The following is a 24600-nucleotide window of genomic DNA, read 5'->3' as shown; positions in this document are numbered from 1 at the left end:
CGCAGCGTACACGGCGCGGCGAAGGCACAATAGAAGGCCCCGTTCGCTGCCGCTACGCATGGCCCGCCCGATCACCGCCACCATCCACACCGACGCGCTGCGCCACAACCTCGGCGCGATGCGCGCCCGGGCGCCGGGGCGAAAGCTGATGGCGATGGTCAAGGCCGACGGTTACGGCCATGGGCTGGAGACCGCGGCACGTGCCTTGCGCGAGGCCGATGCGTTCGGGGTCGCCGCGATCGAGGATGCCGCGCGCATCCGCGCGGCCGGACTCGAGCAGCCGATCCTCGTGCTGTCGGGGTTCGACAATCCCGACGATCTGGACCAGCTGCGTGCGCTGCGCGCCGAGGCGATCGTCCATCACGCGGCGCAGCTCGAGCTGCTCGAGCAGACCGACGGCGCGCCGATCCGGGTCTGGCTCAAGATCGACACCGGCATGCACCGGCTGGGCTTCGCACCCGAGCAGGTGCGCGCGGCGCATGGACGCCTGCGCGCGGCGCGCGGCGTCGCCGGCGACATCGTGCTGATGACCCATTTCGCCAGTTCCGACGAATTCGACCCGACGACGCCGAACGGGTTGCAGACGCCGGCGCAGATGCGCGCACTCGCCGCAGCGACCGAGGGACTCGATGGTCCGCGTTCGCTGGCCAATTCCGCGGCCGTGCTCGGCTGGCCCGATGCCTGCGGCGACTGGATCCGACCGGGCGGCGCGCTCTACGGCATGTCCGTGGTCGCCGGCCGCAGCGGCGCCTCGTTCGGTCTGCGGCCGGCGATGACCTTCGAGACCCGGCTGCTCGCGGTCAACCGCGTGGCAAAGGGGGAGCGCATCGGCTATTCGGCGACCTGGGAAGCCCCCGAGGACATGCCGGTCGGCGTTGCCGCCGTCGGTTACGGCGACGGGTATCCACGGCTTGCACCCGCGGGCACGCCGGTGCTGGTCAACGGACGCATGGCCAGCGTGGCGGGACGCGTGTCGATGGACCTGATGACGATCGACCTGCGTGGCCAGCCCGGTGCACGCGCGGGCGATCCTGTCGTGCTGTGGGGCGAAGCGCTGCCGGTGGAGACCGTGGCCGAAGCCGCGGGCACGATCTCCTATGCACTGACCTGCGGCATCACCCGCCGCGTGCGCTTCGTCAACGACTGAGGTACTGCCTTACGGCTGCACGTGGGTGAGACGGATGCGGCCCACATGCACGTCCGTCGTATCGGCGGCGATGTTGACCGGCACGCGCGTGTCGGTGATGAAGCGCAGGCTGCCGTCCGGCATCGAAACCGAGGCGTGCAGGCCGTACTGGCCGTTGTCGCGCAACCTGGCGCGCGGCACGTCGATCGCGAATTCGTAAGGCCCGGCGCCCACGGTGGTCACCTGCTCGGCGAGCACCGCCTGCGGCGTGTCGGCGAGCTGGTTGTCGAGCACCTGCAGACGCAGCTGCGTGCCCTCGGGCAGCAGGATCTTCTCGAAATACATCGCCTCGCCCTGGATGCGCACGCTCTCGGTGGATTCGGTCATCGGCGCGGCTCCGGAAGCGGTCGGCGGGGGCGTGGTCTGGCAGGCGGCGAGCAGGGCGGATGCGCACAGCGGCAGCGCGGCAAGGCGGAGCAGGGCACGTGACATGGTCGGGCTTCCTCGTAGGAGACGTCGCGGCGCAGCATGCGCCGACGCAGTGGAACGGCGGGTCAAGGCGTCGTCGGGCGCAGCACGACGAAGGTGCCGAAATGGTCCGACGGCCAGGTGCCGTTCGCGCCCGGCGTCTCGAGCACGATGCGCGCGTCGCGGATCTCGAACCGGCCGGTCCGTGCGAAGACGTGATCGATGCGCCTGCGGAACTCACCGAAGAAATGCGGGTTCAGCGTGGTCACGCGTGCGGCATCGGCGCCCGGGTGCAGCGCGCCGTAGGTGTCGACATACCCGTCGAGCACCGACAGTTCCGGCGCGTTCGCCAGCGCGTTGAAGTCGCCGAGCACGATGGAGGGCGCCGTATCGCCCTGACGCTGGATGAAGGCGCGCGCGTCCTCGAGCTGGCGACGCCGGAGCGCCGCGCCTTCGGGTGTGTGGTGCAGATGGGTGAAATAGACATCCAGCGGCCTGCCGTCGAAGCGCAGACGCGCGTGTCCCATGCTGCGCGAATCCTCGCGCGGCTCCAGCGGGGTCGCGCCCTGTTCGAGCACGGGCAGCCGGGTCAGCAGGGCATTGCCGTAGCGGTGCGGCTGGCCTTGGGGATCGTTGGACACGAACTGCACCGAGTAGCCGAGCGCGTCGCCGAGCGTCTGCGCCTGGTTCGGCAGGTCCGCGGTCTGCAGCACTTCCTGCAGCGCGATCACGTCGGCATCGAGGGCGCGCAGCTGTTCGACGATCAGCGGCAACCGCTTCGGCCACTCCGCCTTGTCGTGATAGATGTTGAGCGTGACGACGCGCAGCTCCGGCGCTGCGTCGGCGCGGGGCGTGGTGGCCGCGCAGGCGGACAGCGCGATCGCGAGCAGGGCGGTCAGCAGGTGCTTCATGGCGTGGTGTCTCCGGTGGTCGGCGCCGCGTCGGTGCGCATGACGGGGTAGAGGTTGTAGCGATCGTCCCAGGCGCTGTGGCGCCGGTAGAAGAAGTCGAGGCGTGCCGCGGGATCGCCGGCAAATGCCGGGTCGCTGCGGAGCTTGGCGTCGAATTCGACGCGCAGCGCCGGATCCGCTGCCAGCATCTGGCGCGCGACCTGTTCGGCGACGTAATCCTCCATGTATTCCTTGCGCTCGAAATGGGTGTTGAAGCGCCCCCAGGCCGCCAGCGAGTCGGGCGCCTGCGGTTCCAGCAACGCGGCGACCAGGCGGGCCTTGGGCTGGGCGATCGGCACGTACAGCGCGCCGGCACCGACGGCGTGCGGTTCGACGGTCCACGCGCCCTGCAGCTCGAGGCGTTGATGGCCTTCGACGGATGTCGCGGCGGGCGAGGCAGTCGTCGCGCGGAAGACCTCGACCGCGGCTGCGGGCTGCGCCGTGGGGATCGCCTGGAACCGGATGCCGTGCTGGCGCAGTTTCTCGCCCACCCACGCCGCATGCGCGGCCGGGACCAGATAGCCGCCGCGCGGCAGCGTGACGTCCAGGGATGGGCGCAGCGTGTCGCGCATGGGCACGCGCCACAGTTGCGGCGTGGTTTCGTCGTAGCGGGTCATCAGCGCGCCGGACACCTCGGAGGGCGTGCGCGTATAGGCGTAGCCACGGAAGTCGACGGTATGGCTGGCATCGGTCGCTTTCCAGGCGAGCGGCTGACGCGTGCCGCCCAGCGCCGCGGCACGGGCATCCGCGTCGCGCGCGATGCGCATCCAGTCGCGGCCGTGGCGCGCGACCTGTTCGACCACCGACACCACGGTGTTGCGGGTGATGCGCACGCGGACCGGATACTCCTTCCACGAGTGCGTTTCGACCAGCATCGCCAGGCGGTTGCGCAGCAGGAAATAGCCGGTCGAGAACCGCGGCGGCGAGACGCCGTCCTCGAAACCGGATGCCGGGTTGTCGTGTTCGACGAACGAGGGGTAGTAGGGCAGCGGCAGCGAGCCCTGCCGCGCCAGGTCGGCCATCACCGCGTCGCGGAACGTGCGGCCGACGTCGCGCAACGCGGCATCGCCCGCGTGCACCGGTTCGACCTGGATCGAGATGTCGTGTTCGAACTGCGCGCCGTTGGTCGCGTGCAGATCGATGGTGGCGATCGGATCCCAAGCCTCCACCAGCGCCAGCATCGCCTGCATTTCCGGCGCATCGGCCTTGGCGTAGTCGCGGTTGAGGTTGAGGTTCTGCGCGGTCGTGCGCCAGCCCATCTCGCGCGGGCCGCGCTGGTTGGGCCGGTTCCACGCGCCGAAGCGTTCGTGGCCGTCGACGCTGAACACCGGCACGAACACCAGTACCGCGTCATTCAGCGCGCCCGGCGCTGCGCGTCCGTCGAGCATCTCCCGCAGCGCGAGGAAGCCTGCGTCCTTGCCGTCGATCTCGCCGGCATGGATGCCGCCCTGGACCAGGACGACGGGGATGCCTGCCTTGTGCGCGGCGTCCGGGTCGAGCGCGCCGCTGCGGCTGGCGACCAGCGCCTGCATCGGTCGGCCCTCGGGGGACGTTCCGAATTGGATGCAGCGCACCGCATCGGGATGCAGCCGGGCGAAGGTCCCGCACAGCGCGATCACCTCGTCGTAGCGGCCCGTCTCGACGAAGCCGCTGCGCTCGGCGACGGTGATGCGCGGGTCGTCCGCGGCGGCGACAGGCAGCACGGACAGCAGCAGGGCGAGCGCGAGTGGCAAGCGGGTCAAGGGCATGGCGGAGTCCGGTCGGGCGAGCCGCCATGATGCCGCGGGCGACGCGCGCGCCCAAGCCGCGTGGAGATGCGCGCCGGACGTGTCGTGGTCCTGCCCGGTTTCGGCGCATGGCGCAAGAGGCGGTCAGGCGCCCGGGATCGGGTAGGCTTTGCGGCTTCTCAATGCCCGAAGTCGCCGATGTCGACCCTCCATACCACCAACGGGCCGATGCCCCGCCAGATCGGCTACATCATCGGCAACGAAGCCTGCGAGCGCTTCAGCTTCTATGGCATGCGCAACATCCTGGTGCCGTTCCTGATCAGTTCGGTGCTGCTCGGCTATCTGCCGCAGGGCGCGGACCGGGACGCGGCGGCGAAGGACATCTTCCATACCTTCGTGATCGGCGTGTACTTCTTCCCGCTGCTCGGCGGCTGGCTGGCCGACCGCTTCTTCGGCAAGTACCACACCATCCTGTGGTTCTCGCTGATCTACTGCGCCGGCCATGCGTGCCTGGCCGCATTCGAGAGCAACGCGACCGGCTTCTCCACGGGCCTGTTCCTGATCGCGCTCGGTTCCGGCGGCATCAAGCCGCTGGTGGTCTCGTTCTGCGGCGACCAGTTCGACCAGACCAACAAGAGCAAGGCGAAGGTGGTGTTCGACGCCTTCTACTGGATCATCAATTTCGGTTCGTTCTTCGCCTCGTTGCTGGCGCCGCTGTTCCTGCGCCACTACGGACCGGCCGTGGCGTTCGGCATCCCCGGCATCCTGATGTTCATCGCCACGTTCGTGTTCTGGCTGGGCCGCAAGCAGTACGTCAACGTGCCGCCGGCGCGCCGCGATCCGCACGCCTTCTTCGAAGTGGTCAAGACCGCGCTGCGCGCGCGGCATGCCGGCGAGGGTCGGCCGGGTCTGGCGGTGGCGATGGTGGGCGTCGTGTCGGCCATCGTCATGCTGGCGCTGTGGCTGCTGTCGGCCACGGTGTCGATGCCGTGGTGGCCGACCGACTTCGGTTTCGTCATCACCGCGTGCCTGGCGCTGGGCGTGATCATCGCGCTGGGCGGCTGGGGCGCATCGCTGCAGCTCGAGCGGGCGCGTGGCCTGCATCCGGACGTGGCGGTCGACGGCGTGCGTGCGGTGCTGCGCATCCTGATCGTGTTCGCGCTGGTCACGCCGTTCTGGTCGCTCTTCGACCAGAAGGCCTCGACCTGGATCATCCAGGGCCGCGAGATGGTGATTCCGCACGCGGCGGCGTGGTGGCCTAGCTGGCTGATCCAGGACGCGGCGCAGATGCAGGCGCTCAATCCGTTGCTGGTGATGCTGCTGATCCCGTTCAACAACCTGGTGCTGTATCCGGCACTGCGTCGCATGGGATTCGAACCGACCGCGCTGCGCCGCATGGGCTGGGGCATCGCGATCTCGGGTACCTCGTGGATCGTCGCCGGCGGCCTGCAGCTGTGGCTCGACGGTGGTCAGGAGGTCTCGCTCGCCTGGCAGTCGGTGCCGTACCTGCTGCTGACGTTCGGCGAAGTGCTGGTGTCGGCAACCGCGCTGGAGTTCGCCTACAGCCAGGCGCCGCAGGCGATGAAGGGTGTGATCATGGCGCTGTGGTACCTCACCAGCACCTTCGGCAGCCTGTGGGTACTGCTGACCAACGCGGGCGTGCGCAACGACGCGGTCACGGCCTATATCGCATCGACCGGCATGAGCGAGAACGCCTTCCTGATGTTCTTCTTCGCCGCCTTCGCCTTCGTCGCGGCCATCGCGTTCGGCCTCTACGCACGACGCTATCCCATGCAGGACAACTACCGCGTCGCCTGACGCGGAGGACTTTCGATGAATTTTGGACCCGTGACCCTTTTCCTGATCACCGTGACCGTGCTGGTCTCGTGGCAGGCCTTCGAGAAACCGAAGCTGCTCGGTCGCCTGATCCTGTGGCCGCCGGCGATCGACCGGCACAAGCAGTACGACCGCCTGGTCACGCACGGGTTCATCCACGCCGACTGGCAGCACCTGATCTTCAACATGATCACGCTGTTCTTCTTCGGTGCCGGCATCGAACGCGCATTCGCGCCGTACATCGGCCCCGTGGGTTTCCTGCTGTTCTATGTCTCGGCAATCCTGGTCGCGATCCTGCCGACGTATCTGCGCCACCGGCACGATCCGAACTACCGCAGTCTCGGTGCATCGGGCGCGGTGTCGGCAGTGCTGTTCGCCTCGATCCTGATCAACCCCTGGCAGTTGCTGCTGGTGCTCTTCATTCCGATGCCGGCGATCGTGTTCGGCGTCTGCTATGTGGGCTACAGCATCTGGATGGACAAGCGCGGCGGCGACAACATCAACCACAGCGCGCATCTGTGGGGCGCGGGCTACGGCATGTTGTTCACCGTGATCATGGAGCCGCGCATCATCGGCGTGTTCCTCGATCGATTGATGTCGCCGTCGTTCTGACGGCGCTGCGCGGAAGCCCGCTCACCGTGCCTGCATGTAACGCGTGATAATCCTGGTCGCACGTCCAACCACGGAGTGCGTCCTATGGCAGTCACGCGAGCGAAAGCCACCGCCCTGCTCAACAAGACCGAGATGGGGTTGTACGACGACAGTCGTGCCAACGCCCTGCGCGATCACAGCGAATCGCGTCTGACGCAACTTGTCTCACGGGCGCGCACCGCGCGTGACCGCGCGCGTGATCTCGAAAAGCGCCAGCGTCTGGCATCGCGCAAGACCAGCGGCAGCAAGTCGGGGCGCACGGGTGTCGCCAATGCGCGTACCGGCGAGAAGGCGGAGCTGCTGGCCGACATTCTGGTCCGGCTCGAGACCCGTCACCGCGACGTCGCCAAGGCGGCGAAGGCAGCCGCGAAGGCCAAGCCTGCGAAGACTGCTGCCAAACAGCGCACGCCCGCCAAGGTGGCGAAAAAAGCCGCTGCCAAGACGACGGTCACGAAGCCGGCGGCGACCGCGAAGTCCACGAAGTCCACGAAGAAGACAGCGTTGCCGAAGAAGCGCGTGACGTCGGCGTCCGCGTCGAAGTCCACGCAGAAAAAGATTCCAGCTACGCCCGCCCGGAAGGCTTCGAGCAGGACCGCTGCAGCGGCGACCACTCCGACGGCCGCAAAGAAGACTGTCGCAAAAAAGGCCACCGCCAAATCGCCTGCTGCTGCCAAGTCGGCGACCTCTGCAGCGACCAAGCCGGCCGTGCGCAAGACATCGAAGGCGGCCAGGCCCAAGTCGGCCTCGGAGAAATCCGGCAAACCCGGTCGGCGCGGCACGCGCGGGATCACGCCCGAACAGGCACTGGAGAACACCCGCAAGCTGCTCGAGCAGCGCGACGCGGACGCGAAGTCCGGCAAATCGTGGGAGACGCTGGGCAACGAAGCGGCGGCGTCGGCTGCACCCGGTTTCCAGTCTCCGCAGGCGCGTGCGAAAGCGCAGGCGCTGCATGAGGCCGAGACCCGCCAGGCGTCGATCAACGGCAGTGTCAGTACGCGCGACCGCCGCAATCAGGGCAAGCGCGACCACCGCAACGACTGACCGGGCTGGGCGCGCGCCGACCCCGGCGCGCGTGCCACCCGTGGCTCAGGCCACGGCGCGCAGTGCGACGTCGGCGCCGTCGCCGTAGGTGTCGAGCAGGCGTTGCTGGATGAAGTGGTCCAGCTGTTCGAATTCGCTGGAGTCCGTCTGCTCCAGGCGCGTCAATTCGAACAGGCGTTCGATGGCTTCCCGCAAGTCGTTGCGTCGACTGTCCATGGTGTGTAGGTCCCCTGTGTCCAGGGACTCCAGCACGTCCCGTGCCAACCGGTGCCGAGCGTGGCGCGCCGGTTCTGACCCCAGGCGTCACTCCTATCGTGTCCGCGGCGCCCGCCGATGACGCCCCACGTCATGACCTGGGGCTGCGCTGCACGGATCGGGCGGACCTGGACGTGGCAGCATGGCGTCAGAAACTTCCGAAGCTCACGTAGGACGCCGCCCATGTCGCCGCCCCGGATCCATCACGACACCGCGCGTCATCTGTTCGAGATCCGCATCGACGGACAGGTCGCGCACCTCGAATATCGCGAACACGCAGGCGCGTTGACGATCCTGCACACCATCGTGCCGGGCGCCCTCGGCGGGCGCGGCTACGGTGCGGCGCTGGTCGATGCCGCGGTCCGGCATGCGGCCCAGTCGGGGCTCGAAGTCCGCTCGGAATGCTGGTACGCAACCCGTCATCTGGCGGCCCGCGACCCCACCGGAACGGGTGTCGAAGCGGGTCACTAAGCGCCGCTCCCGCATTCACCTTTTCTTTTTCAATTGCGGTATCGTTCGCGAACTGTTCAAGGCGGGATCACGGTACATCGTGACTCCGATGCGGTAGATCCATGTTGAACGCCCGGTTCGCCGGTCGGGACGATCCGCTCCATCGCTTCGCGTTACCCCTTGCTCGACAGTCGCGGCATCCGGACCTCAGTGTCGGCGGGTGTCGTGTTCCCAATAAAAACTGCTTCAAGGAGTAACACAATGAGCGATCGTCAGACCGGAACCGTCAAGTGGTTCAACGATGCCAAGGGCTTCGGCTTCATCACCCCGGAAAGCGGCCAGGACCTGTTCGTCCACTTCCGTTCGATCCAGGGCACCGGCTTCAAGTCGCTGCAGGAAGGCCAGCAGGTGACCTTCAAGGTCGTCCAGGGCCAGAAGGGCCTGCAGGCCGACGAAGTGCAGGCCGTCTAAGACGCCCCGCCTTCCGCAAGACCCGGCCCCGGACGGCGACGTCCGGGGCTTTTTGTATGTGCGGTCTCCCCCTGCATGCCGTCACGACGGCCGCACGGTGAGACCGTTAGATTTTCGTTTCGCCACGTCATCTGGAGCGACGATGTCCGCACCAACCCGGTCCCTGTACTGCCTGCCGCTGCTGGTCCTGGCCCTGTCCGCGTGTCAACGCGACGTGCCGGCGCCCGCGCAGTCCGGGGCCGTGGACAATCCGCCACCTGCAGAGACCGTGCAACCGCTGGAAGAGACCCCGGCGGAACTGAAGGACGTGGTCGAGATGGACGCGAAGTTCATCGTCGGCATCAGCTATTCGCCGGAGTCCAACAAGTACCCCGGGTTGGCGGCGGCGCTGCACCGCTACGCACAGGCTGCGCGCGACGAACTGATGGAAGCGGTCGGCGGTGCGGAGTTGCCTGCGGGCACGATGTACGACCTGTCGCTCAACTTCAGCACGCTGGTCGACACCTCCGACATCCTCGCCATCGCCGCCGACGGCAGCAGCTATACCGGTGGCGCGCACGACTCGCCGTTGATCGAGCGCTTCGTGTGGCTGGTGCGCGAGCAGAAGCTGCTGACGGCCGAGACACTGGTGGCGGGCGAGGGCGACTGGCAGGCGATTTCCGGCTATGTGCGCGAGCAGCTGCATGCTGCGCTGTCGCAGCGGATCGATGCCGACGAACTGGAACCCGACGAGCGCAGCCGTCTGATGCGCTCGGCCGGCAAGATGATCGACGAGGGCTCCGGTCCGGACGTCGCCAATTACCAGCAGTTCGAGCCGATCCCCGGCCCCGGCGGCAAGCTCTCGGGCCTGCGCTTCGTGTTTCCGCCCTACCAGGTGGGTCCGTACTCCGACGGCGTGCAGACCGTCGATGTGCCTGCCGCGGTGCTGCTGCCGCACGTGGCGCCAGCCTATCGCGACCTGTTCGTACAGGCCTGACCGGCCGACCGGTCGTCAGGCGCCGAGCGCGCCCAGGGTGGCGCCGATCTCCGCGTCGAGCCGCAGCGAGGCGAGCGCATCGGCGCGCGTCGTGCCGCCATTGAGGATCGCCAGTGGCAGGCCGGCGTCGGTCGCCATCTTCGCGAAGCGGAATCCCGAATAGACCATCAGCGACGATCCCACGACGAGCATCGCATCGCTCGCGGCGAGGGCCGCCTGCGCGTCCTGGACGCGGGCCCGCGGCACGTTCTCGCCGAAGAACACCACGTCCGGCTTCAGCAGTCCGCCGCAGCGCGCGCAGTGCGGTGGCACGAAGCGCTTTTCGGCTTCGGTGGCGATGTCGGCATCGCCGTCCGGCGCCATCGCCGCGTCGCCCGGATGCCAGCCGGGATTGTCGGACACGAGCTGCGGTTGCAGCGCATCGCGCGGCATCAGGTCGCCACAGGACAGACAGGTGACCTGGCCGAGGCGCCCGTGCAGATCGATCACGCGCTGGCTGCCGGCCGCCTGGTGCAGGCCGTCGACGTTCTGCGTCAGCAACGTGGTCACCGGGCCGACGCGTTCGAGCGACGCCAGCGCGTCGTGGGCGGCATTGGGCTGCGCGACGGAGAATTTCGGCCAGCCGACGAAGCTGCGTGCCCAATAGCGGCGATACACCGCCGCGTCGCCGGTGAACGCCTGCCAGGTCACCGGCGCGGCGCGTTTCCACTCGCCGTTGGCATCGCGGTAGTCGGGAATGCCCGATCCGGTGCTGATGCCGGCACCGGTCAGCACGAAGACGCGGCGGAAGCCTGCGAGCCAGTCGCGCAGCACTCCGGTGGCATCGGTGGTATCGGGCGCGGTCGCTGACATGGCGCCATGCTACAGGCGAGGCGTTCCGCCTGCGCACCGGCGCAGCGGTTTCCGCCACCGGACGTTGCGGAGACGACGGACGGCGTTGCGGCAGGCACGTGCGCTTCCGTCCGAATCCAGTGCGCGGTCCGCAGGGTGGTGCCCGGTACCACGCGTGCGATCACGCGTGGAGGGGCCGGACCGCTTGGTGGCCTACTGGTACGCGCCCGCCGAATAGGTCAGCTCGTAGCTGTGGCTGTAGATCTCGAGAATGTTGCCGAAGGGATCTTCCATGTAGACCATGCGGTAGGGCTTCTCGCCAGGAAAGTACTCGCGCACCGGCATGCGCTGCTTGCCGCCGGCGGCGACGATCTTCGCCGCCAGGCCTTCGACGTCGGGGTCCTGGACGCAGAAGTGGAAGACGCCCGACTTCCAGTACTCGAAGTTCTGCTCCCGTCGAACCGCATTGGCGAACTGGAAGATTTCCACGCCGACGCGATCGCCTGTCGACAGGTGGGCGATGCGGAGCGAGTCCCAGCCGGCCCCGAACACGTCGGTGCACATCTCGCCGATGGCGCTGTCGTCTTCGCGGATCGTGGTGGGCTGCATGATCAGGTACCAGCCCAAGACCTCGGTGTAGAACTTGACGGCCGCATCGAGGTCGGTGACCGACAGGCCGATGTGGGAGAAGCTGCGCGGATAGACGAATGACATGGTGGTGTCCTGCGATCTGGAGGGATGCCGGGCACTCTAGGCAGGCAGGCGCATAATTGAAACAATCATTGGATAATCACTTCGATAAATAATCATTATGTTGAACCCCCAGTGGCTCCGGACGTTCGCGGCGGTGGTCTCGCATCGCAGCTTCACGCGCGCTGCCGAAGCGCTGGAGCTGACCCAGGCCGCTGTCAGCCAGCACATCCAGCGACTGGAAGAACGTCTCGGACGTCTGCTGATCCGGCGCCCGCGCCAGATCGAACTGACGCCCGCCGGCACGGCGCTGCTGACCTACTGGCAGGACATCCAGATCGCGGACCGGCGTCTTGCGGAGCGGCTGGTCGACACGGATACGCACCACGGGGAGGTCCGCCTCATCTCGCCCGGCAGCATTGGCCTTGCGCTGCATCCTCTCCTGCTGGCCCTGCAGCTCGCGCATCGGGGCCTGGTCATCCGCCACCGGTTTGCGCCCGACGACGAGGCGCTGGACGCCGTCCTGCACAACCGCTACGAGCTGGGACTGGTCACGCGCAAGCCCGACGACCCGCGGATTGTCGCCGCGCGCTTCACGGAGGAAGCGCTGGAACTGGTGGTGCCGGCCGATGCGTCGGTGGCGCGCTGGCAGGACCTGCAACAGCTCGGTTTCATCGATCACCCCGATGGCGACGCAATGGCGACGCGTTTGCTGTCGCGTCGCTTTCCCGGCGAGCCGGGATTGCGTGGGATCCCCGTGCACGGATTCAGCAACCAGATTTCCCTGATCCTCGAGCCGGTCGCGCTGGGTCTGGGCTTCACGGTCGTGCCCCATCACGCGCGCCGCATGTTTCCGCGTCCCGAAGCGATCCGGGTCGTCGAAGGTGCCGACGCGATCGTGGACACCCTGTGGTGGATCCATCGCGCCGAATGGCCGCTCCCGGCGCGGGCGGCATTCGTGGCGGCGCATCTCGAGCAGGCACTGCAGCATGCGGACATCACGGCGACCGGATCCGCGCGCGCTTGAATCGCACGCGAGCGGCAGGTGCCAACCCGCTGCGCGCACGCCGGCGGCGCCCGCGGATGCCTGCCGGACGCGGTGGTGGCTTCCCCTTCACGGATGGACGAGGAGCGGTGTGGACGCGTGGCGTACCTGTCCTGCCCGGGTGCTTGTGTACCTGTGACGCACAAAAAAACGCCCGGCTCAAGGCCGGGCGTTTCGGTTCAGCGCGACAACCGCTGATCAGTTCGCGGCCGCCTTCGGATCCGGCGCGAGACCGCGCTTGATCAGCAGCGGCTCGATCTTCGGCTCGTGGCCGGTGAAATCGAGGAACAGCTGCTTGGCATCCTTGCTGCCGCCGCGCGAGAGCAGGGTGCTGCGGAAGCGGTCGCCGTTCTCGCGGGTCAGGCCGCCGTTCTGCTCGATCCACTGGACGGTGTTCGCGTCCAGCACTTCCGACCAGATGTAGGCGTAGTAGCCGGCCGCATAGCCGCCGTTGATGTGGCTGAAGTACGGCGTGCGGTAGCGCGGCGGCACCGGCGCGTAGTCGATGCCGGCGGCCTTGAGCGCAGCGGCCTCGGTCGCCATGACCTCGTCGCCGTCGGGCAACTGGTCGGCCGGCAACTGGTGCAGGTACTGGTCGAGCATCGCCGAACCCAGGTACTCGGTGGTCGCGAACCCCTGGTTGAACTTCGCCGCGGCCTGCACCTTGGCCAGCAACTCGGCCGGCATGGGCTCGGAGGTCTGGTAATGCTTGGCGTAGTTGGCGAGGACCGACGGCCAGTCGGCCCACATCTCGTTGACCTGCGACGGAAACTCGACGAAGTCGCGCGGCACGCTGGTGCCGCTGAAGAAGGGGTACTTCACGTCCGAGAACATGCCGTGCAGCGAGTGACCGAACTCGTGGAACATCGTGGTCACTTCGTCCCAGGTCAGCAGCGTCGGCTGGCCGGCCTGCGGCTTGGGAATGTTCTGGTGGTTGGCGGTGACCGTCAGCGTGCCGTCGAGTTCCGACTGAGAGACGTACGAGTTCATCCACGCACCGCCACGCTTCGACGCACGCGCGTACGGGTCGAAGATGAAGATCGCGAGCTGGCTGCCGTCTTCGTTGAAGACGTCGTAGGTCCAGGTGTCGGGGTGGTACTTCGGCAGGTCGGTCCGTTCCTTGAACGTGATGCCGTAGAGCTGGGTGGCGGCGAAGAACACGCCGTTCTCCAGCACGTTCTTCATCTCGAAATACGGCTTGAGCTGCGCGTCGTCGAAGCTGTACTTGTCCTGGCGGACCTTCTCCGAGTAGTACGCCCAGTCCCAGGGTTCGAGCTGGAACGTCGGTTCGCCCTTGGCGGCCTGCTCGCGGTCGATCATCGCCTGCAGTTCGGCGGCCTCGAGCTTGGCGTTGGCGACGGCGGCCGGCGCCAGCTGGCCCAGCATGTCGTTGACGGCTTCGACGGTGCCGGCGGTGGAATCCTCGAGGATGAAGGCGGCCTGGTTCGGGTAGCCCATCAGGTTCGCGCGTTCGGCGCGCAACTTGAGGATCTGCGAGATGACCTCGGTGTTGTCGTACTGGTTGCCGCGGCTGCCGCGGGCGACCGACGCCTTGTGCACGCGCTCGCGCAAGGCGCGGTTGTTGATCTGCGGCAGCGGCGGCTGGCCGGTGGTGTTGAGCAGGGTGATGACGTACTTGCCTTCCATGCCGCGCGTCTTGGCCTCCTCGGCCGCGGCGGCGATCTGCGCCTCGGTCATGCCGTCGAGTTCCTCGACGGTGTCGACGACGACGGCCGAGTCGTTGACCTCGTTGAGCACGTTCTGGCTGAAGGTCGTGCCGAGCTTCGCCGACTCGGCATTGATGCGGCGCATCTCCTGCTTCTGCGCTTCGGTGAGGTTGGCACCGGCGCGGACGAACATCGTGTGGTAGCGCTCGACGAGGCGCTTGCCTTCGGCATCGAGGCCCAGCGAGTCGACGTTCTTGAACAGCGTATCGACGCGTGCGAACAGCTTCGGGTTGAGCATCACGGCGTCGCGGTGGGCCGCGAACTTCGGCGCGTAGTCGGCGTCGATCTTCTTGCGCGCGTCGTTGGTGTCGGTGCCGTTGAGGCTGCCGAAGATGACCCGGGCGCGCGACAGCAGCTCGCCGGACTTCTCCAGCGCGATGATGGTGTTCTCGAACGTCGGGGCTTCGGGGTTGTCGACGATGGCCTCGATCTCACGCAGGTTCTCCGCCATGCCGGCGTCGAACGCGGGGCCGAAGTGTGCGTCCTGGATCTGGTCGAAGTGCGGGTAGCGCAGGTCGAGCGTGCTCTGGACGAAGAGCGGATTGTCGGCGGGACGCTGTGCGCTCGTGGCGGGCGCGGCAGAGGCGGTGCCGGTGCCGGCGGTCTGCGCGAAGACGGGCAGGGCGGACACGGCGAGGGCCGCACAGAGGGCGACGGCGAGCGGGTGCTTCAGCAAGGGGATTCTCCCGGTGACATGACCCACTAGGCTAGCCGATCGGGTGTGGAGGCGGCCCGTGCCGGAAGTCCGGTGGCCGCAATGCCCGGCGTATCAACGGGTTGCAGCCGCAAACGCAGGCGGAACCGAAAGCGTTCGCGTGCAGTGCCGGCGCGGGGCAGACTGGCGATCCGTTCCCCGTGCAGACGCCGCGATGACCAGCGCTTTCGAGTTCCAGGCCACCAGCCTCGATGGCTCCCCCCAGCCGCTGTCCGATTTCGCCGACCGGGTGCTGCTGATCGTCAATGTCGCGTCGAAGTGCGGGTTCACCCCGCAATACACCGGCCTGCAGCAGCTCTGGCGCGACTATCGCGACCAGGGCCTCGTGGTGCTGGGTTTTCCCTGTGACCAGTTCGGACATCAGGAGCCGGGCGGGGCGGCCGACATCCGCGACTTCTGCGCACTCAACTACGCCGTCGATTTCCCCATGTCCGCCAAGATCGACGTCAACGGCGATCACGCGCATCCGCTGTGGACCTGGCTGCAGGCCCAGAAGCGCGGCGTGCTGGGCACGCGCGCGATCAAGTGGAATTTCACCAAGTTCCTGGTCGGCCGGGACGGTCAGGTGATCGACCGGTTCGCGCCGTCGGCCAGGCCCGAGAGCCTGCGCAAGCCGATCGAGGCCGCGCTGGCCGGTTGATGCAGGCCAGCGCGGCTCAGCGGACGATCGTCACCGGAATCGTGGTCTGCGCGATGACCTTGCTGGAAACCGACCCCAGCAGCACACCCTTCACGGCGCCGCGGCCGTGCGAACCCATCACCAGCAGGTCGACCTTGCGTTTGGCGGCGACGGCGAGGATGGTGCCGGCGATCTCGCCGATCGCGGTCAGTTCCTCCACGGGAACCCGGGTCCGTCCCAGTGCCTTGCGCGCGGCCTTGAACGCGTGTGCGTGGTTGTCGACGTGGTAGGTCTGCACAGCCTCTTTGCCGATGCGCCGTTCCACGCCGGGGAAGACCGGCGGGTCCACGTGCAGGACGGCCACGCTCGACCCGGCGGCGGATTGCTTGGCGAGCTTGAGGGCGAACTTCACGGCGCGCGAACTGATGTCGCTGCCGTCGACGGTCACGAGGATCTTCATGGCCCACTCCAGTGGATCGAATCCGGAGTGTACGGCCGGTCGCCTCTACTTCTCGACGAAGGCGCGCTCGAAGACGTACTGGCCCGGCGTGCCGATGCGGGGCGCGGCTTCGAAGCCGCGGGCATCGAGCAGGTGGCGGAAGTCGGCCAGCATCTGTGGGCTGCCGCAGATCATCGCGCGGTCGTGTTCGGGATCGAGCGGTGGCAGGCCGAGATCGGACGCCATGCGGCCGCTGTCGAGCAGATCGGTCAGGCGGCCACGGTGGCTGCGACCGTTGAAGTCGAAGTCTTCGCGGGTCACGGCGGGGTAGTAGAGCAGCTGCCTCGCCATCTGCTCGCCGAGAAACTCGTGGTGCGGCAGCTCGTTGACGATGTAGTCGCGGTAGGCGAGATCCTGCGGCGTGCGCACGCCGTGGGTCACGATGACCTTGTCGAAACGCTCGTAGGTCTCGGGGTCCTTGATCACCGACAGCCACGGCGCGAAACCCGTGCCGGTGCCCAGCAGATACAGGTTGCGGCCCGGGTGCAGATCGTGGATCAGCAGGGTGCCGGTCGGCTTGCGGCCGATGAGCACGCGGTCACCGGGCTGGATGTGCTGCAGGCGCGAGGTCAGCGGACCGTTGTCGACCTTGATGCTGAAGAACTCGAGCTGCTCTTCCCAGTTCGCGCTGGCGATCGAATACGCGCGCAGGATCGGCTTGCCCTCGGTCTCCAGCCCGATCATCACGAACTGGCCGTTCTCGAAGCGGAATCCGTCGTCGCGGGTGGTGGTGAAGCTGAAATAGGCATCCGTCCAATGACGGACATCCAGCACCGTTTCGGTGCCAAAGGCGGCTGACATAAGCGGAAAGGCGGCGCGGGCAAGCCGGACATGATACCAGCGATGAGACCGGTTCTCATTTTGCCGGCGATGATCGCGCCGGACATGGCGTTGCACCTGCGCCGCGGGCGCAGGTGCCAGCCGCGAGGCGGGCCTAGTTCGGCCCGCGCTCCTCGTTGGGCTTGGCGCGCTTGTCGCCGAGCAGGGCGCTGAGCACGATCGCGATGCCGAGTCCGGCGCCGGTCAGGAACAGCAACAGCGCGATTGCCGGGTAGCCGAACAGCCGCGGGCCGCCGGGGTTGTCCATCATCATTGCCGAGGCCAGGATCAGCGCCGCGGTGACGATGCCGGCCGCGATGCGGTTGGCGATCTTGTGCAGACTTTCGAGCAGGTGCGACTCCTCGAGCCCGGTCAAGCGGACGCGCAGGCGGTTCTCCGACAGCAGCGACAGGACGTTCGACACCTTTCGCGGCGCATCGCGGACCAGCTCCTGCATGTCCATGAGTTCGCTGGCGAGGTTCGCCGGCGACAAGGACTTGCGCAGACGCTGGCGCATCATGTTGTTGAGGTGGTCCTCGACGACGCGCTTCATGTCCAGCTCGGGGTCGAGCGCCTGCACCACCGATTCGAGATGCAGCAGGGTCTTGCCGAGCAGGCTCATTTCCGGGGCGGTGCGCAGCCCGCAAGCCGTCGCCAGACGCACGAGATCGAGCATCAGCCGGCCTTCGGTCTGCCCCGTCGCGCCCGACTGCGCGGCGTAACGGGCGACCAGCTGCCCGACGTCGCGGAAGTAACGGCCTTCGTCGAAGTCCTCCAGCCGCGTGCCCATCGCGATGCCTTCGGCCGCGACCTGCTCGCCACGTCCGTCGACGGCCGCGAACAGGAGCTTGAGCAGGCGCTCGCGGGTGCGCGGCGGGACGTGGGCGACCATGCCCAGGTCCAGCAGCGCCAGGCGCCCGTCGCGCGTGAACAGCAGGTTGCCCGGATGCGGATCGGCATGGATCTCGCCGTGCACGAACACCTGGTCGAGATACCCGTGCAGCAGCTCGGTCGCCAGCGGCGCCATGTCGCGTTCGGTGCGCTGCAGGCCGGTGATGTCGGTCACCTTGGTGCCTTCGACGAGCTCCATCGTCAGCACGCGGGCGCGGGTGAGGTCCCAGATCGGCTTGGGCACGAACAGCGCGGGATAGGCGACGAAGTGCGCGTCGAAACGATCGAGGTTCTCGGCCTCCACGCGGTAGTCGAGTTCGGCCAGCAGGGTGCGCCGGAACTCGTGCACCCAGTCGGCGAACCGGATGCGACGACCGACTTCGGTCACGCGGTCCACGCCGCCGGCGAGGCGGGCGAGGGTGTCGAGATCGTCGCGGATCTGTTCGGTGATGCCGGGGCGCTGCACCTTCACCGCGACCTTGCGGCCGTCCCGCAGCGTCGCGCGATGCACCTGGGCCAGCGAGGCGGCGCCGATCGGGGTCTCGTCGAAAGTGTCGAAGATCTTGCTGATGCGCACGCCCAGCGCATCTTCGACGGCCTCGTGGATGACCTCGAACGGCAGCGGCGCCACGTCGTCCTGCATGCGCTCGAGCGCAGCGAGATAGGCGGGCGGCACCATGTCGGGACGCGTCGACAGCGCCTGGCCGATCTTGATGAAGGTCGGGCCGAGCGCTTCGAGATCGTCGACGAAAGCCTCCGGCTTGCCGGGTTCGCCTTCCGGCGCCGCATCGCCCGCGGCGGGCTCGAGTTCGAAGCCGGACAACACCCCCGCACTGCGATACTTCATCAGGAATCGCAGGATCTGCGCATGACGCGCGAGCGCGCGGCTGGTGTCGGACATTCGGTGCACTCCAGTGGTCGTCGGCAGCCTACGCAAGACGGCGTCAACGCCGACTCACGGCCGCTGTTTCTGTCGAAGCGCGCGTGCGGGCTTTCCCGCAACGCCCCCTTCGGGCGCCAGCGCGTGCCTGCCGATGCGGATCAGCGATAGCCTGCCGCCTGCAGTTCGAACAGCTCGGCGTAGCGTCCGCCCTGCGTCATCAGTTCGGTATGCGTGCCGCTGGCTTCGATGCGGCCCTGTTCCAGCACGAGGATGCGATCGGCCATGCGCACGCTGGAGAAGCGGTGCGAGATCAGCACCGCGGTGCGGTCTTCCGAGAGCTCCTTGAAGCGGCGGAAGACTTCGAACTCGCTGCGCGCATCCAGCGCCGCGGTCGGTTCGTCGAGGATCATCACCTGCGCCTCGCGCATGTAAGCGCGCGCGATGGCGATCTTCTGCCACTGCCCGCCGGACAGATCCACGCCGGACTTGAAGCGTCGGCCGATCAGCTGGTCGTAGCCGTCGGGCAATCCTGCGATGAGATCGTCGGCCATCGAGCGCCGCGCGGCATCCTGGATGCGCGATGCATCGCCCATGGCTTCGATCCGGCCGACGCCGATGTTCTCGCCGGCGGTCAGGTGGTAGCGCACGAAGTCCTGGAAGATCACGCCGGTATTGGCGCGCAGCGCGTCGAGGTCGTAGTCGCGCAGGTCGCGGCCGTCGAGCAGGATCCGGCCTTCGTCCGGGTCGTAGAGACGCGCCAGCAGTTTCACCAGCGTGGTCTTGCCGGCGCCGTTCTCGCCGACCAGGGCCAGCACTTCGCCGGCCTGCAGGGTGAAGTCGAGATGGCGCACCGCCCAGCGCTCCGCGCCCGGATAGCGGAAGCCCACGTTCTCGAACGTGAAGCCTCCGCGGATCGGCTGCGGGAACGGCACCGGGTCGGCCGGGGACGTGATCTCGGGTTCGATCGCGAAGAACGAGAACAGGTCGTCGAGATACAGCGCCTGGCCCGCGACCTGCGAAAACCCGACCAGCAGGCTTTCCAGCAGCTGGCGCAGGCGGCGGAAGCTGCCGGCGAGGAAGGTCAGGTCGCCGATCGTGAAATCGCCGCGCACCGTGCGCCAGGCGATGTAGGCGTAGGCGACGTAGTAGCCCAGCGTGCCCAGCGCGGCGAGCAGGGTGCCCCAGATCGCGCGTCGTCGCGCGAGCGAGCGGTTGGCGTGGAAGAACCCGTCGGCCAGCGTGCGGTAGCGGTCGATCAGGAACCGGTGCAGGCCGAAGATCTTGACCTCTTTCGCGGTCTCCAGGCTCGCGCCGGTCTGGCGGACGTATTCCAGCTGGCGACGCTCGGGCGTCCACTGGAAGTTGAGCGTGTAGCCGAGCGCGTTGAAGTGCGATTCGCCGATGAAGGCCGGGATCAGGGCGACCGCCAGCAGCAGGATCAGCCACGGCGCGTAGACCAGCAGGCCGATCGCGAAACTCACGACCGTGATCGCGTCCTGCACCTGGCCGAACAGCTGGCCCATCAGGTTCATGCGCCCCATCGTCTGCCGGCGCGCGCGGTCGAGCTTGTCCTGCAGCTCGGGGTCTTCGAAGTCCTCGAGATCGAGCGTCGCCGCGTGTTCCATTAGGCGCACGCTGGTCGCGTTGGTGAACAGTTCCGACAGCAGGTTGTCGGCGTAGCTGACCAGCCGGCCGAGCAGGTCGGAGCCGATCGCCAGGCCGAATTCCAGCGCCAGCAGCCACGCCAGATGATCGAGCGCGCCGCCGTTCCAGGCGGTCGCGAGATCGTCGAAGGCGACGCCGGCGCCGACCAGCCGGATCGCCTCGTCGATGATCAGCTTGCCGATGTAGAGCATCACCACCGGCAGGAACGCGCGGACCAGGCGCAGGCCCAGGCTGGTCAGCGTCAGGCCGGGGCTGGTCTGCCAGATCAGTTTCAGGAACGGGCGGAGGTTGCGCATCGCGTCGACGCGTTCGCGCAGGCTGGGGCGTTGCGCGCTCGCGGCGGCGCGCGTGGGGGCAGGTGTCGACATGGGCGCTATCGTATGCGGGCGCGTGGCAGACGGCCGAGACCGTCAGCGCATCGCATCGGGCGGTTCGCCATCACCGCCGGACTGCAGGGCGATCGGCAGATGCCAGCCGAAGCGCAGCGCCATCATCCGCAGACCGAAGCACAGCAGGGCGCCCGCGATCGCGCAGGGCATCGGTGGCCAGTGCAGCCAGTGTCCCGCGGCGACCACGGCGGCGCCGGCCAGCGCCGCGACCGCGTAGAGCTCGGCGCGCAACACCAGCGGGACCTGGGCCAGCAGCACATCGCGCGCGATGCCACCGCCGATGCCGGTGAGCATGCCGAGACCGGCGGCCATCGGGGGCGGCACGCCGAAATCCAGCGCCTTCTGCGTCCCGGCGACGGCGAACAGCGCCAGCCCCATCGCGTCGAACATGCGCACGGGCTGTTGCAACCGCTCGATCATCGGCGCCCAGACGAAGGTGATCACGCCGGCGGCCAGGGTGATCGCCGGATAGCGCCAGTCGCTGAGCGCGGCGACCGGGGTGGCGCCGATGAGCACGTCGCGGGTCATGCCGCCCGCCGTGGCCGCCGCGAAGGCCAGCACCAGCACGCCGAAGAGATCCAGCCGGCGGCGTACGCCGAGCATGGCGCCGCTGAGCGCGAACACGAAGGTGCCGACCAGATCCAGTACGAGTACGAAGGTCTCCATGCGCACAGTGTGCGCCGGCAGGCGACGCGCGGGCAGCGCGCGCCGGGGCCGGGCACGGATCGATGGCCTAGAATGGGCGGGTTTTCCGCCCGCCGTCGAGCCCGCCGTGACCGCCAGCCATTCCGCATCCCAGGTGTCGTCGACACCCGTGTCGATCCGCCAGGACGATTTCATCCAGTCCGTCGCCGACGCCCTGCAGTACATCAGCTACTACCACCCGGTCGACTACATCAGGAACCTCGCCGCCGCCTACGAGCGCGAGGCCTCGCCGGCCGCGAAGGACGCGATCGCGCAGATCCTGATCAATTCGCGCATGTGCGCCGAAGGCCACCGGCCGATCTGCCAGGACACCGGCATCGTGACCGTGTTCCTCGAAGTGGGCATGTCGGTGCGCTGGGACGACGCGACGATGGGCGTGGAGGACATGGTCCACGAAGGCGTGCGACGCGCGTACAACCACCCCGACAACAAGCTGCGCGCCTCGGTGCTGGCCGATCCCGCCGGCAAGCGCATCAACACGAAGGACAACACGCCGGGCGTGGTCAACGTCAAGATCGTGCCGGGCAACACGGTGGATGTGATCGTCGCGGCCAAGGGCGGCGGCTCGGAAGCGAAGTCGAAGTTCGCGATGCTCAACCCCTCGGATTCGATCGTCGACTGGGTGCTCAAGACCGTGCCGACGATGGGCGCCGGCTGGTGCCCGCCGGGCATGCTCGGCATCGGCATCGGCGGCACCGCCGAGAAGGCGATGCTGCTGGCCAAGGAAGCGCTGATGGAGCCGATCGACATCGTCGAGCTGCAGGCCCGCGGCGCGTCGAACCGCGCAGAGGAACTGCGGCTCGAGCTCTACGACAAGGTCAACGCGCTCGGGATCGGCGCGCAGGGCCTGGGCGGCCTGACCACGGTGCTCGACATCAAGGTCAAGGATTTCCCGACCCACGCGGCGAACCTGCCGGTCGCGCTGATCCCGAACTGCGCGGCCACGCGCCACGCGCATTTCACGCTTGATGGCAGCGGCCCGGTGATGCTCGATCCGCCGTCGCTGGCCGACTGGCCGGAGCTGACCTACAACCCGACCGGCGCGCGCCGCGTCGACCTCGACACGATCACGCCGGACGAGGTCACGACCTTCAAGCCGGGCGAGGTGCTGCTGCTGAGCGGCAAGCTGCTGACCGGCCGCGACGCTGCGCACAAGCGCATGGTCGAGATGCTCAATCGCGGCGAGACGCTGCCGGTGGATCTCAAGGGCCGCTTCATCTACTACGTCGGCCCGGTCGATCCGGTCCGCGATGAAGTCGTCGGCCCCGCGGGCCCGACCACCGCGACGCGCATGGACAAGTTCACCGACCAGATCCTCGAGCAGACCGGCCTGCTGGGCATGGTCGGCAAGGCCGAGCGTGGCCCGACTGCGATCGAGGCGATCAAGAAGCACCGGTCGGTGTATCTGATGGCGGTCGGCGGCTCGGCGTATCTGGTGTCGAAGGCGATCAAGGCGGCGAAGGTGCTCGCGTTCGAGGACCTCGGCATGGAAGCGATCTACGAGTTCACCGTGCAGGACATGCCGGTGACCGTGGCCGTCGATTCGGCCGGTACCTCGGTGCACGAGACCGGGCCGCGCGAGTGGAAGGCGCGCATCGGCGGCATTCCGGTGGTCGAGATCGCCTGACGGCGACGCACCCAGAACACGGCGCCTCGGGGCGCCGTTTTTTTTTTGGGCTACTCGGCGTCGAGCATGCGTGCGCCGCAGCGCAAGGCGCACATCAGGCGCGCCTCGTTGCACGGTTCCAGGTTCGGCACCGCGTCGGGACAGAGTCCGAAGTTCTGTTTTGCTTCGCAGGCAAGGACGGTCCGATCGTCGACGGCGCGGTCGACGCACGTCTGCACCTCATGGCTGTTGTCGCAGCTGCTGGCGGCGCTCTGGGCGAGTGAGGACTCGGACGCGCTGCAGCGCGAGCGCACCGCATCGCAAGCCGCGACGCACGCGATGCCCTCGGGCGAGGTCGGCATCAGCAGGCGCGGCTCGCTCGCGCATGCGGACAGGATCAGCAGGAGGAGGATCGTCAGCGGGATGCGGATCGTGTGCGTCATCGCGAGGCCTCAGTCCACGAACGCATCGAAGGTCTTCCGGCGCCGGAACGGCATCAGATGCTGTTCGACGATGCCCTTCGGCACGGTGTCCAGCTTCATGACCCCGTACTCCTCCGGCCACGCCGACCGGTCCGGGGGCAGCTTGAACGTGCCCATCAGCATGTCGATCAGTGGCAGGTGGATCGCGTAATTGACGTCGATATAGTCCTGCTGCCGGGCGTGATGCCAGTGGTGGTAGCGCGGCAGCACCAGCAGATATTCGAGCCAGCCGAAACGCACGCCGATGTTGGCATGGGCGACCACCGCCTGCAGCCCGACGAGGATGACGTAGGCGTTGACCGCCGGCGTCGAGAACCCCAGTACCAGCAGCGGCAACAGCACGAAGCTGCGGGTGAGCACGATCTCGACGACATGGATGCGCGAACCGGCCAGCCAGTCCATCTCCCGGCTCGAATGGTGGACGGCATGGAAGCGCCAGAGCCACGGCACGTTGTGGTACGCCCGGTGCAGCAGGGCCTGGGCGAGATCGGCGACGAAGACCGCGATCAGGAACTGCGCCCAGACCGGGAGCGACTGGATCGCCGCCTTGAGCGCCGGAAACGCGGCGAGTTCGGCGATGGTCGATGTCGACGCGGTCACCAGGATCAGGATGAACTGCACCAGCACGTGGCTCATGAAGAAGTAGGCGATGTCCGTGCGCCAGCCGCGACGCAGCGGCGACATGCGCCGCCTGCCGAGATAGCGCTCCAGCGGCACGAACACCAGCGCCGAGAAGAACAGCGAGATCACGAACCAGTCGAGCCCCAGCGAATACGGGGTCGCGCCGATGCTGTCGAACTGCACGTTGGTGCCGCCGAGCAGCACGGCCAGCGTCGCGCTGCCGACGCCGACCATCGCGATGCGCCGGTTGCGGTCGCGCAGGATCGCCAGTGTGCCGAGGATGAACGCCGCGACCAGGACGACCAGCAGCAGGTGCCGGGCGAAGCCCTCGTTGTAGACCGCACGGAACTCGCGGCTGGTCAGCAGTTCCGGAAAGTGGAAGCAGACCACGCCGAACACGCTGAGCAGGCCGAGCAGGGCCGATGCATAGGCGAAGAAAGAGCGGCGGGGGCGGGCGGCGGC

General features: G+C 67.8%; 24 protein-coding genes. 10 read left to right on the top strand and 14 right to left on the bottom strand.

Annotation, left to right across the window (positions count from 1 at the left end; translation table 11 throughout):
- Nucleotides 1-58 precede the first annotated feature (58 nt).
- Nucleotides 59-1147 (top strand): alanine racemase, encoded by a 1089-nt coding sequence (alr, locus tag CURTO8I2_RS04540; RefSeq protein WP_159679043.1) that lies wholly within the window; start codon nucleotides 59-61, stop codon nucleotides 1145-1147.
- Between the two features lie 9 nt (nucleotides 1148-1156).
- On the opposite strand, the gene CURTO8I2_RS04535 is transcribed toward alr, so the two are convergent.
- The 3 genes from CURTO8I2_RS04535 to CURTO8I2_RS04525 all read right to left on the bottom strand — a co-directional run bounded on the left by CURTO8I2_RS04535 (nucleotide 1157) and on the right by CURTO8I2_RS04525 (nucleotide 4292).
- Nucleotides 1157-1618, bottom strand: a complete 462-nt coding sequence (locus CURTO8I2_RS04535; protein ID WP_159679041.1) for a YbaY family lipoprotein — start codon at nucleotides 1616-1618, stop codon at nucleotides 1157-1159.
- 62 nt (nucleotides 1619-1680) lie between these two features.
- Entirely contained in the window at nucleotides 1681-2505 is an 825-nt protein-coding gene (locus tag CURTO8I2_RS04530; protein WP_159679039.1) for an endonuclease/exonuclease/phosphatase family protein, read from the bottom strand.
- Nucleotides 2502-4292: a M14 family metallopeptidase gene (locus CURTO8I2_RS04525; protein ID WP_159679037.1), complete on the bottom strand. Its 1791-nt coding sequence runs from the start codon at nucleotides 4290-4292 to the stop codon at nucleotides 2502-2504. The genes CURTO8I2_RS04530 and CURTO8I2_RS04525 overlap by 4 nt, the downstream gene beginning before the upstream one ends.
- Before the next feature lie 177 nt (nucleotides 4293-4469).
- Between CURTO8I2_RS04525 and CURTO8I2_RS04520 the strand changes: the two genes are divergently transcribed.
- The 3 genes from CURTO8I2_RS04520 to CURTO8I2_RS04510 all read left to right on the top strand — a co-directional run bounded on the left by CURTO8I2_RS04520 (nucleotide 4470) and on the right by CURTO8I2_RS04510 (nucleotide 7799).
- Nucleotides 4470-6089, top strand: coding sequence for an oligopeptide:H+ symporter (locus CURTO8I2_RS04520; protein WP_159679035.1), 1620 nt, complete (start codon nucleotides 4470-4472; stop codon nucleotides 6087-6089).
- A 15-nt stretch (nucleotides 6090-6104) separates the two neighbouring features.
- On the top strand, nucleotides 6105-6719 hold the full coding sequence (locus CURTO8I2_RS04515; RefSeq protein ID WP_159679033.1) for a rhomboid family intramembrane serine protease: 615 nt from the start codon (nucleotides 6105-6107) through the stop codon (nucleotides 6717-6719).
- 84 nt (nucleotides 6720-6803) lie between these two features.
- Nucleotides 6804-7799 (top strand): hypothetical protein, encoded by a 996-nt coding sequence (locus CURTO8I2_RS04510; RefSeq protein WP_159679031.1) that lies wholly within the window; start codon nucleotides 6804-6806, stop codon nucleotides 7797-7799.
- 45 nt (nucleotides 7800-7844) lie between these two features.
- On the opposite strand, the gene CURTO8I2_RS04505 is transcribed toward CURTO8I2_RS04510, so the two are convergent.
- Nucleotides 7845-8015, bottom strand: coding sequence for a hypothetical protein (locus CURTO8I2_RS04505; RefSeq protein WP_159679029.1), 171 nt, complete (start codon nucleotides 8013-8015; stop codon nucleotides 7845-7847).
- Nucleotides 8016-8237: 222 nt separating this feature from the next.
- Here CURTO8I2_RS04505 and CURTO8I2_RS04500 point away from each other — a divergent pair, with 222 nt between their 5' ends.
- The 3 genes from CURTO8I2_RS04500 (at nucleotide 8238) to CURTO8I2_RS04490 (ending at nucleotide 9951) form a co-directional block, all read left to right on the top strand.
- On the top strand, nucleotides 8238-8525 hold the full coding sequence (locus CURTO8I2_RS04500; RefSeq protein WP_159679027.1) for a GNAT family N-acetyltransferase: 288 nt from the start codon (nucleotides 8238-8240) through the stop codon (nucleotides 8523-8525).
- A 240-nt stretch (nucleotides 8526-8765) separates the two neighbouring features.
- A complete protein-coding gene (locus tag CURTO8I2_RS04495; RefSeq protein WP_159679025.1) occupies nucleotides 8766-8975 on the top strand; it encodes a cold-shock protein in 210 nt (69 codons plus the stop codon).
- A gap of 142 nt (nucleotides 8976-9117) precedes the next feature.
- Nucleotides 9118-9951: a DUF3298 and DUF4163 domain-containing protein gene (locus tag CURTO8I2_RS04490; protein ID WP_159679023.1), complete on the top strand. Its 834-nt coding sequence runs from the start codon at nucleotides 9118-9120 to the stop codon at nucleotides 9949-9951.
- 15 nt (nucleotides 9952-9966) lie between these two features.
- Here the strand turns inward: CURTO8I2_RS04490 and CURTO8I2_RS04485 are convergent, their stop codons facing one another.
- Complete coding sequence (locus tag CURTO8I2_RS04485; protein ID WP_159679021.1) at nucleotides 9967-10803, bottom strand: NAD-dependent protein deacetylase; 837 nt, start codon at nucleotides 10801-10803, stop codon at nucleotides 9967-9969.
- A 192-nt stretch (nucleotides 10804-10995) separates the two neighbouring features.
- Nucleotides 10996-11496, bottom strand: a complete 501-nt coding sequence (locus CURTO8I2_RS04480) for a lactoylglutathione lyase family protein (RefSeq protein WP_159679019.1) — start codon at nucleotides 11494-11496, stop codon at nucleotides 10996-10998.
- A gap of 97 nt (nucleotides 11497-11593) precedes the next feature.
- Between CURTO8I2_RS04480 and CURTO8I2_RS04475 the strand changes: the two genes are divergently transcribed.
- Nucleotides 11594-12499 carry a LysR family transcriptional regulator gene (locus CURTO8I2_RS04475; protein ID WP_159679018.1) on the top strand — a complete coding sequence of 302 codons (906 nt, stop codon included), beginning with the start codon at nucleotides 11594-11596 and terminating at the stop codon, nucleotides 12497-12499.
- A 216-nt stretch (nucleotides 12500-12715) separates the two neighbouring features.
- Here the strand turns inward: CURTO8I2_RS04475 and CURTO8I2_RS04470 are convergent, their stop codons facing one another.
- Nucleotides 12716-14917, bottom strand: coding sequence for a M3 family metallopeptidase (locus CURTO8I2_RS04470; protein ID WP_159681549.1), 2202 nt, complete (start codon nucleotides 14915-14917; stop codon nucleotides 12716-12718).
- Nucleotides 14918-15113: 196 nt separating this feature from the next.
- Here CURTO8I2_RS04470 and CURTO8I2_RS04465 point away from each other — a divergent pair, with 196 nt between their 5' ends.
- The gene (locus tag CURTO8I2_RS04465) at nucleotides 15114-15599 is read left to right on the top strand and encodes a glutathione peroxidase (RefSeq protein WP_159679016.1); all 486 of its coding nucleotides are present in this window, start codon (nucleotides 15114-15116) and stop codon (nucleotides 15597-15599) included.
- A gap of 16 nt (nucleotides 15600-15615) precedes the next feature.
- Here the strand turns inward: CURTO8I2_RS04465 and CURTO8I2_RS04460 are convergent, their stop codons facing one another.
- The 5 genes from CURTO8I2_RS04460 to CURTO8I2_RS04440 form a co-directional block, all read right to left on the bottom strand.
- The gene (locus tag CURTO8I2_RS04460) at nucleotides 15616-16038 is read right to left on the bottom strand and encodes a universal stress protein (RefSeq protein ID WP_159679015.1); all 423 of its coding nucleotides are present in this window, start codon (nucleotides 16036-16038) and stop codon (nucleotides 15616-15618) included.
- A 45-nt stretch (nucleotides 16039-16083) separates the two neighbouring features.
- A complete protein-coding gene (locus CURTO8I2_RS04455) occupies nucleotides 16084-16878 on the bottom strand; it encodes a ferredoxin--NADP reductase (protein WP_159679013.1) in 795 nt (264 codons plus the stop codon).
- A 133-nt stretch (nucleotides 16879-17011) separates the two neighbouring features.
- Nucleotides 17012-18688 carry an AarF/UbiB family protein gene (locus CURTO8I2_RS04450; RefSeq protein WP_159679011.1) on the bottom strand — a complete coding sequence of 559 codons (1677 nt, stop codon included), beginning with the start codon at nucleotides 18686-18688 and terminating at the stop codon, nucleotides 17012-17014.
- Between the two features lie 140 nt (nucleotides 18689-18828).
- Nucleotides 18829-20703, bottom strand: coding sequence for an ABC transporter ATP-binding protein (locus tag CURTO8I2_RS04445; protein ID WP_159679009.1), 1875 nt, complete (start codon nucleotides 20701-20703; stop codon nucleotides 18829-18831).
- Nucleotides 20704-20745: 42 nt separating this feature from the next.
- Nucleotides 20746-21390 carry a trimeric intracellular cation channel family protein gene (locus CURTO8I2_RS04440; RefSeq protein ID WP_159679007.1) on the bottom strand — a complete coding sequence of 215 codons (645 nt, stop codon included), beginning with the start codon at nucleotides 21388-21390 and terminating at the stop codon, nucleotides 20746-20748.
- Between the two features lie 148 nt (nucleotides 21391-21538).
- Between CURTO8I2_RS04440 and CURTO8I2_RS04435 the strand changes: the two genes are divergently transcribed.
- A complete protein-coding gene (locus CURTO8I2_RS04435) occupies nucleotides 21539-23056 on the top strand; it encodes a fumarate hydratase (RefSeq protein WP_236551115.1) in 1518 nt (505 codons plus the stop codon).
- 50 nt (nucleotides 23057-23106) lie between these two features.
- On the opposite strand, the gene CURTO8I2_RS04430 is transcribed toward CURTO8I2_RS04435, so the two are convergent.
- Nucleotides 23107-23478: a hypothetical protein gene (locus CURTO8I2_RS04430; protein ID WP_159679004.1), complete on the bottom strand. Its 372-nt coding sequence runs from the start codon at nucleotides 23476-23478 to the stop codon at nucleotides 23107-23109.
- A 9-nt stretch (nucleotides 23479-23487) separates the two neighbouring features.
- A partial coding sequence (locus tag CURTO8I2_RS04425; RefSeq protein WP_236550999.1) for a sterol desaturase family protein occupies nucleotides 23488-24600 on the bottom strand: 1113 nt, incomplete at its 5' end.

Origin of the sequence: Luteimonas sp. 9C (assembly GCF_902506295.1) — a bacterium.
Classification (GTDB): Bacteria; Pseudomonadota; Gammaproteobacteria; order Xanthomonadales; family Xanthomonadaceae; genus Luteimonas.
This window is presented reverse-complemented; position numbering and strand designations above follow the sequence as displayed.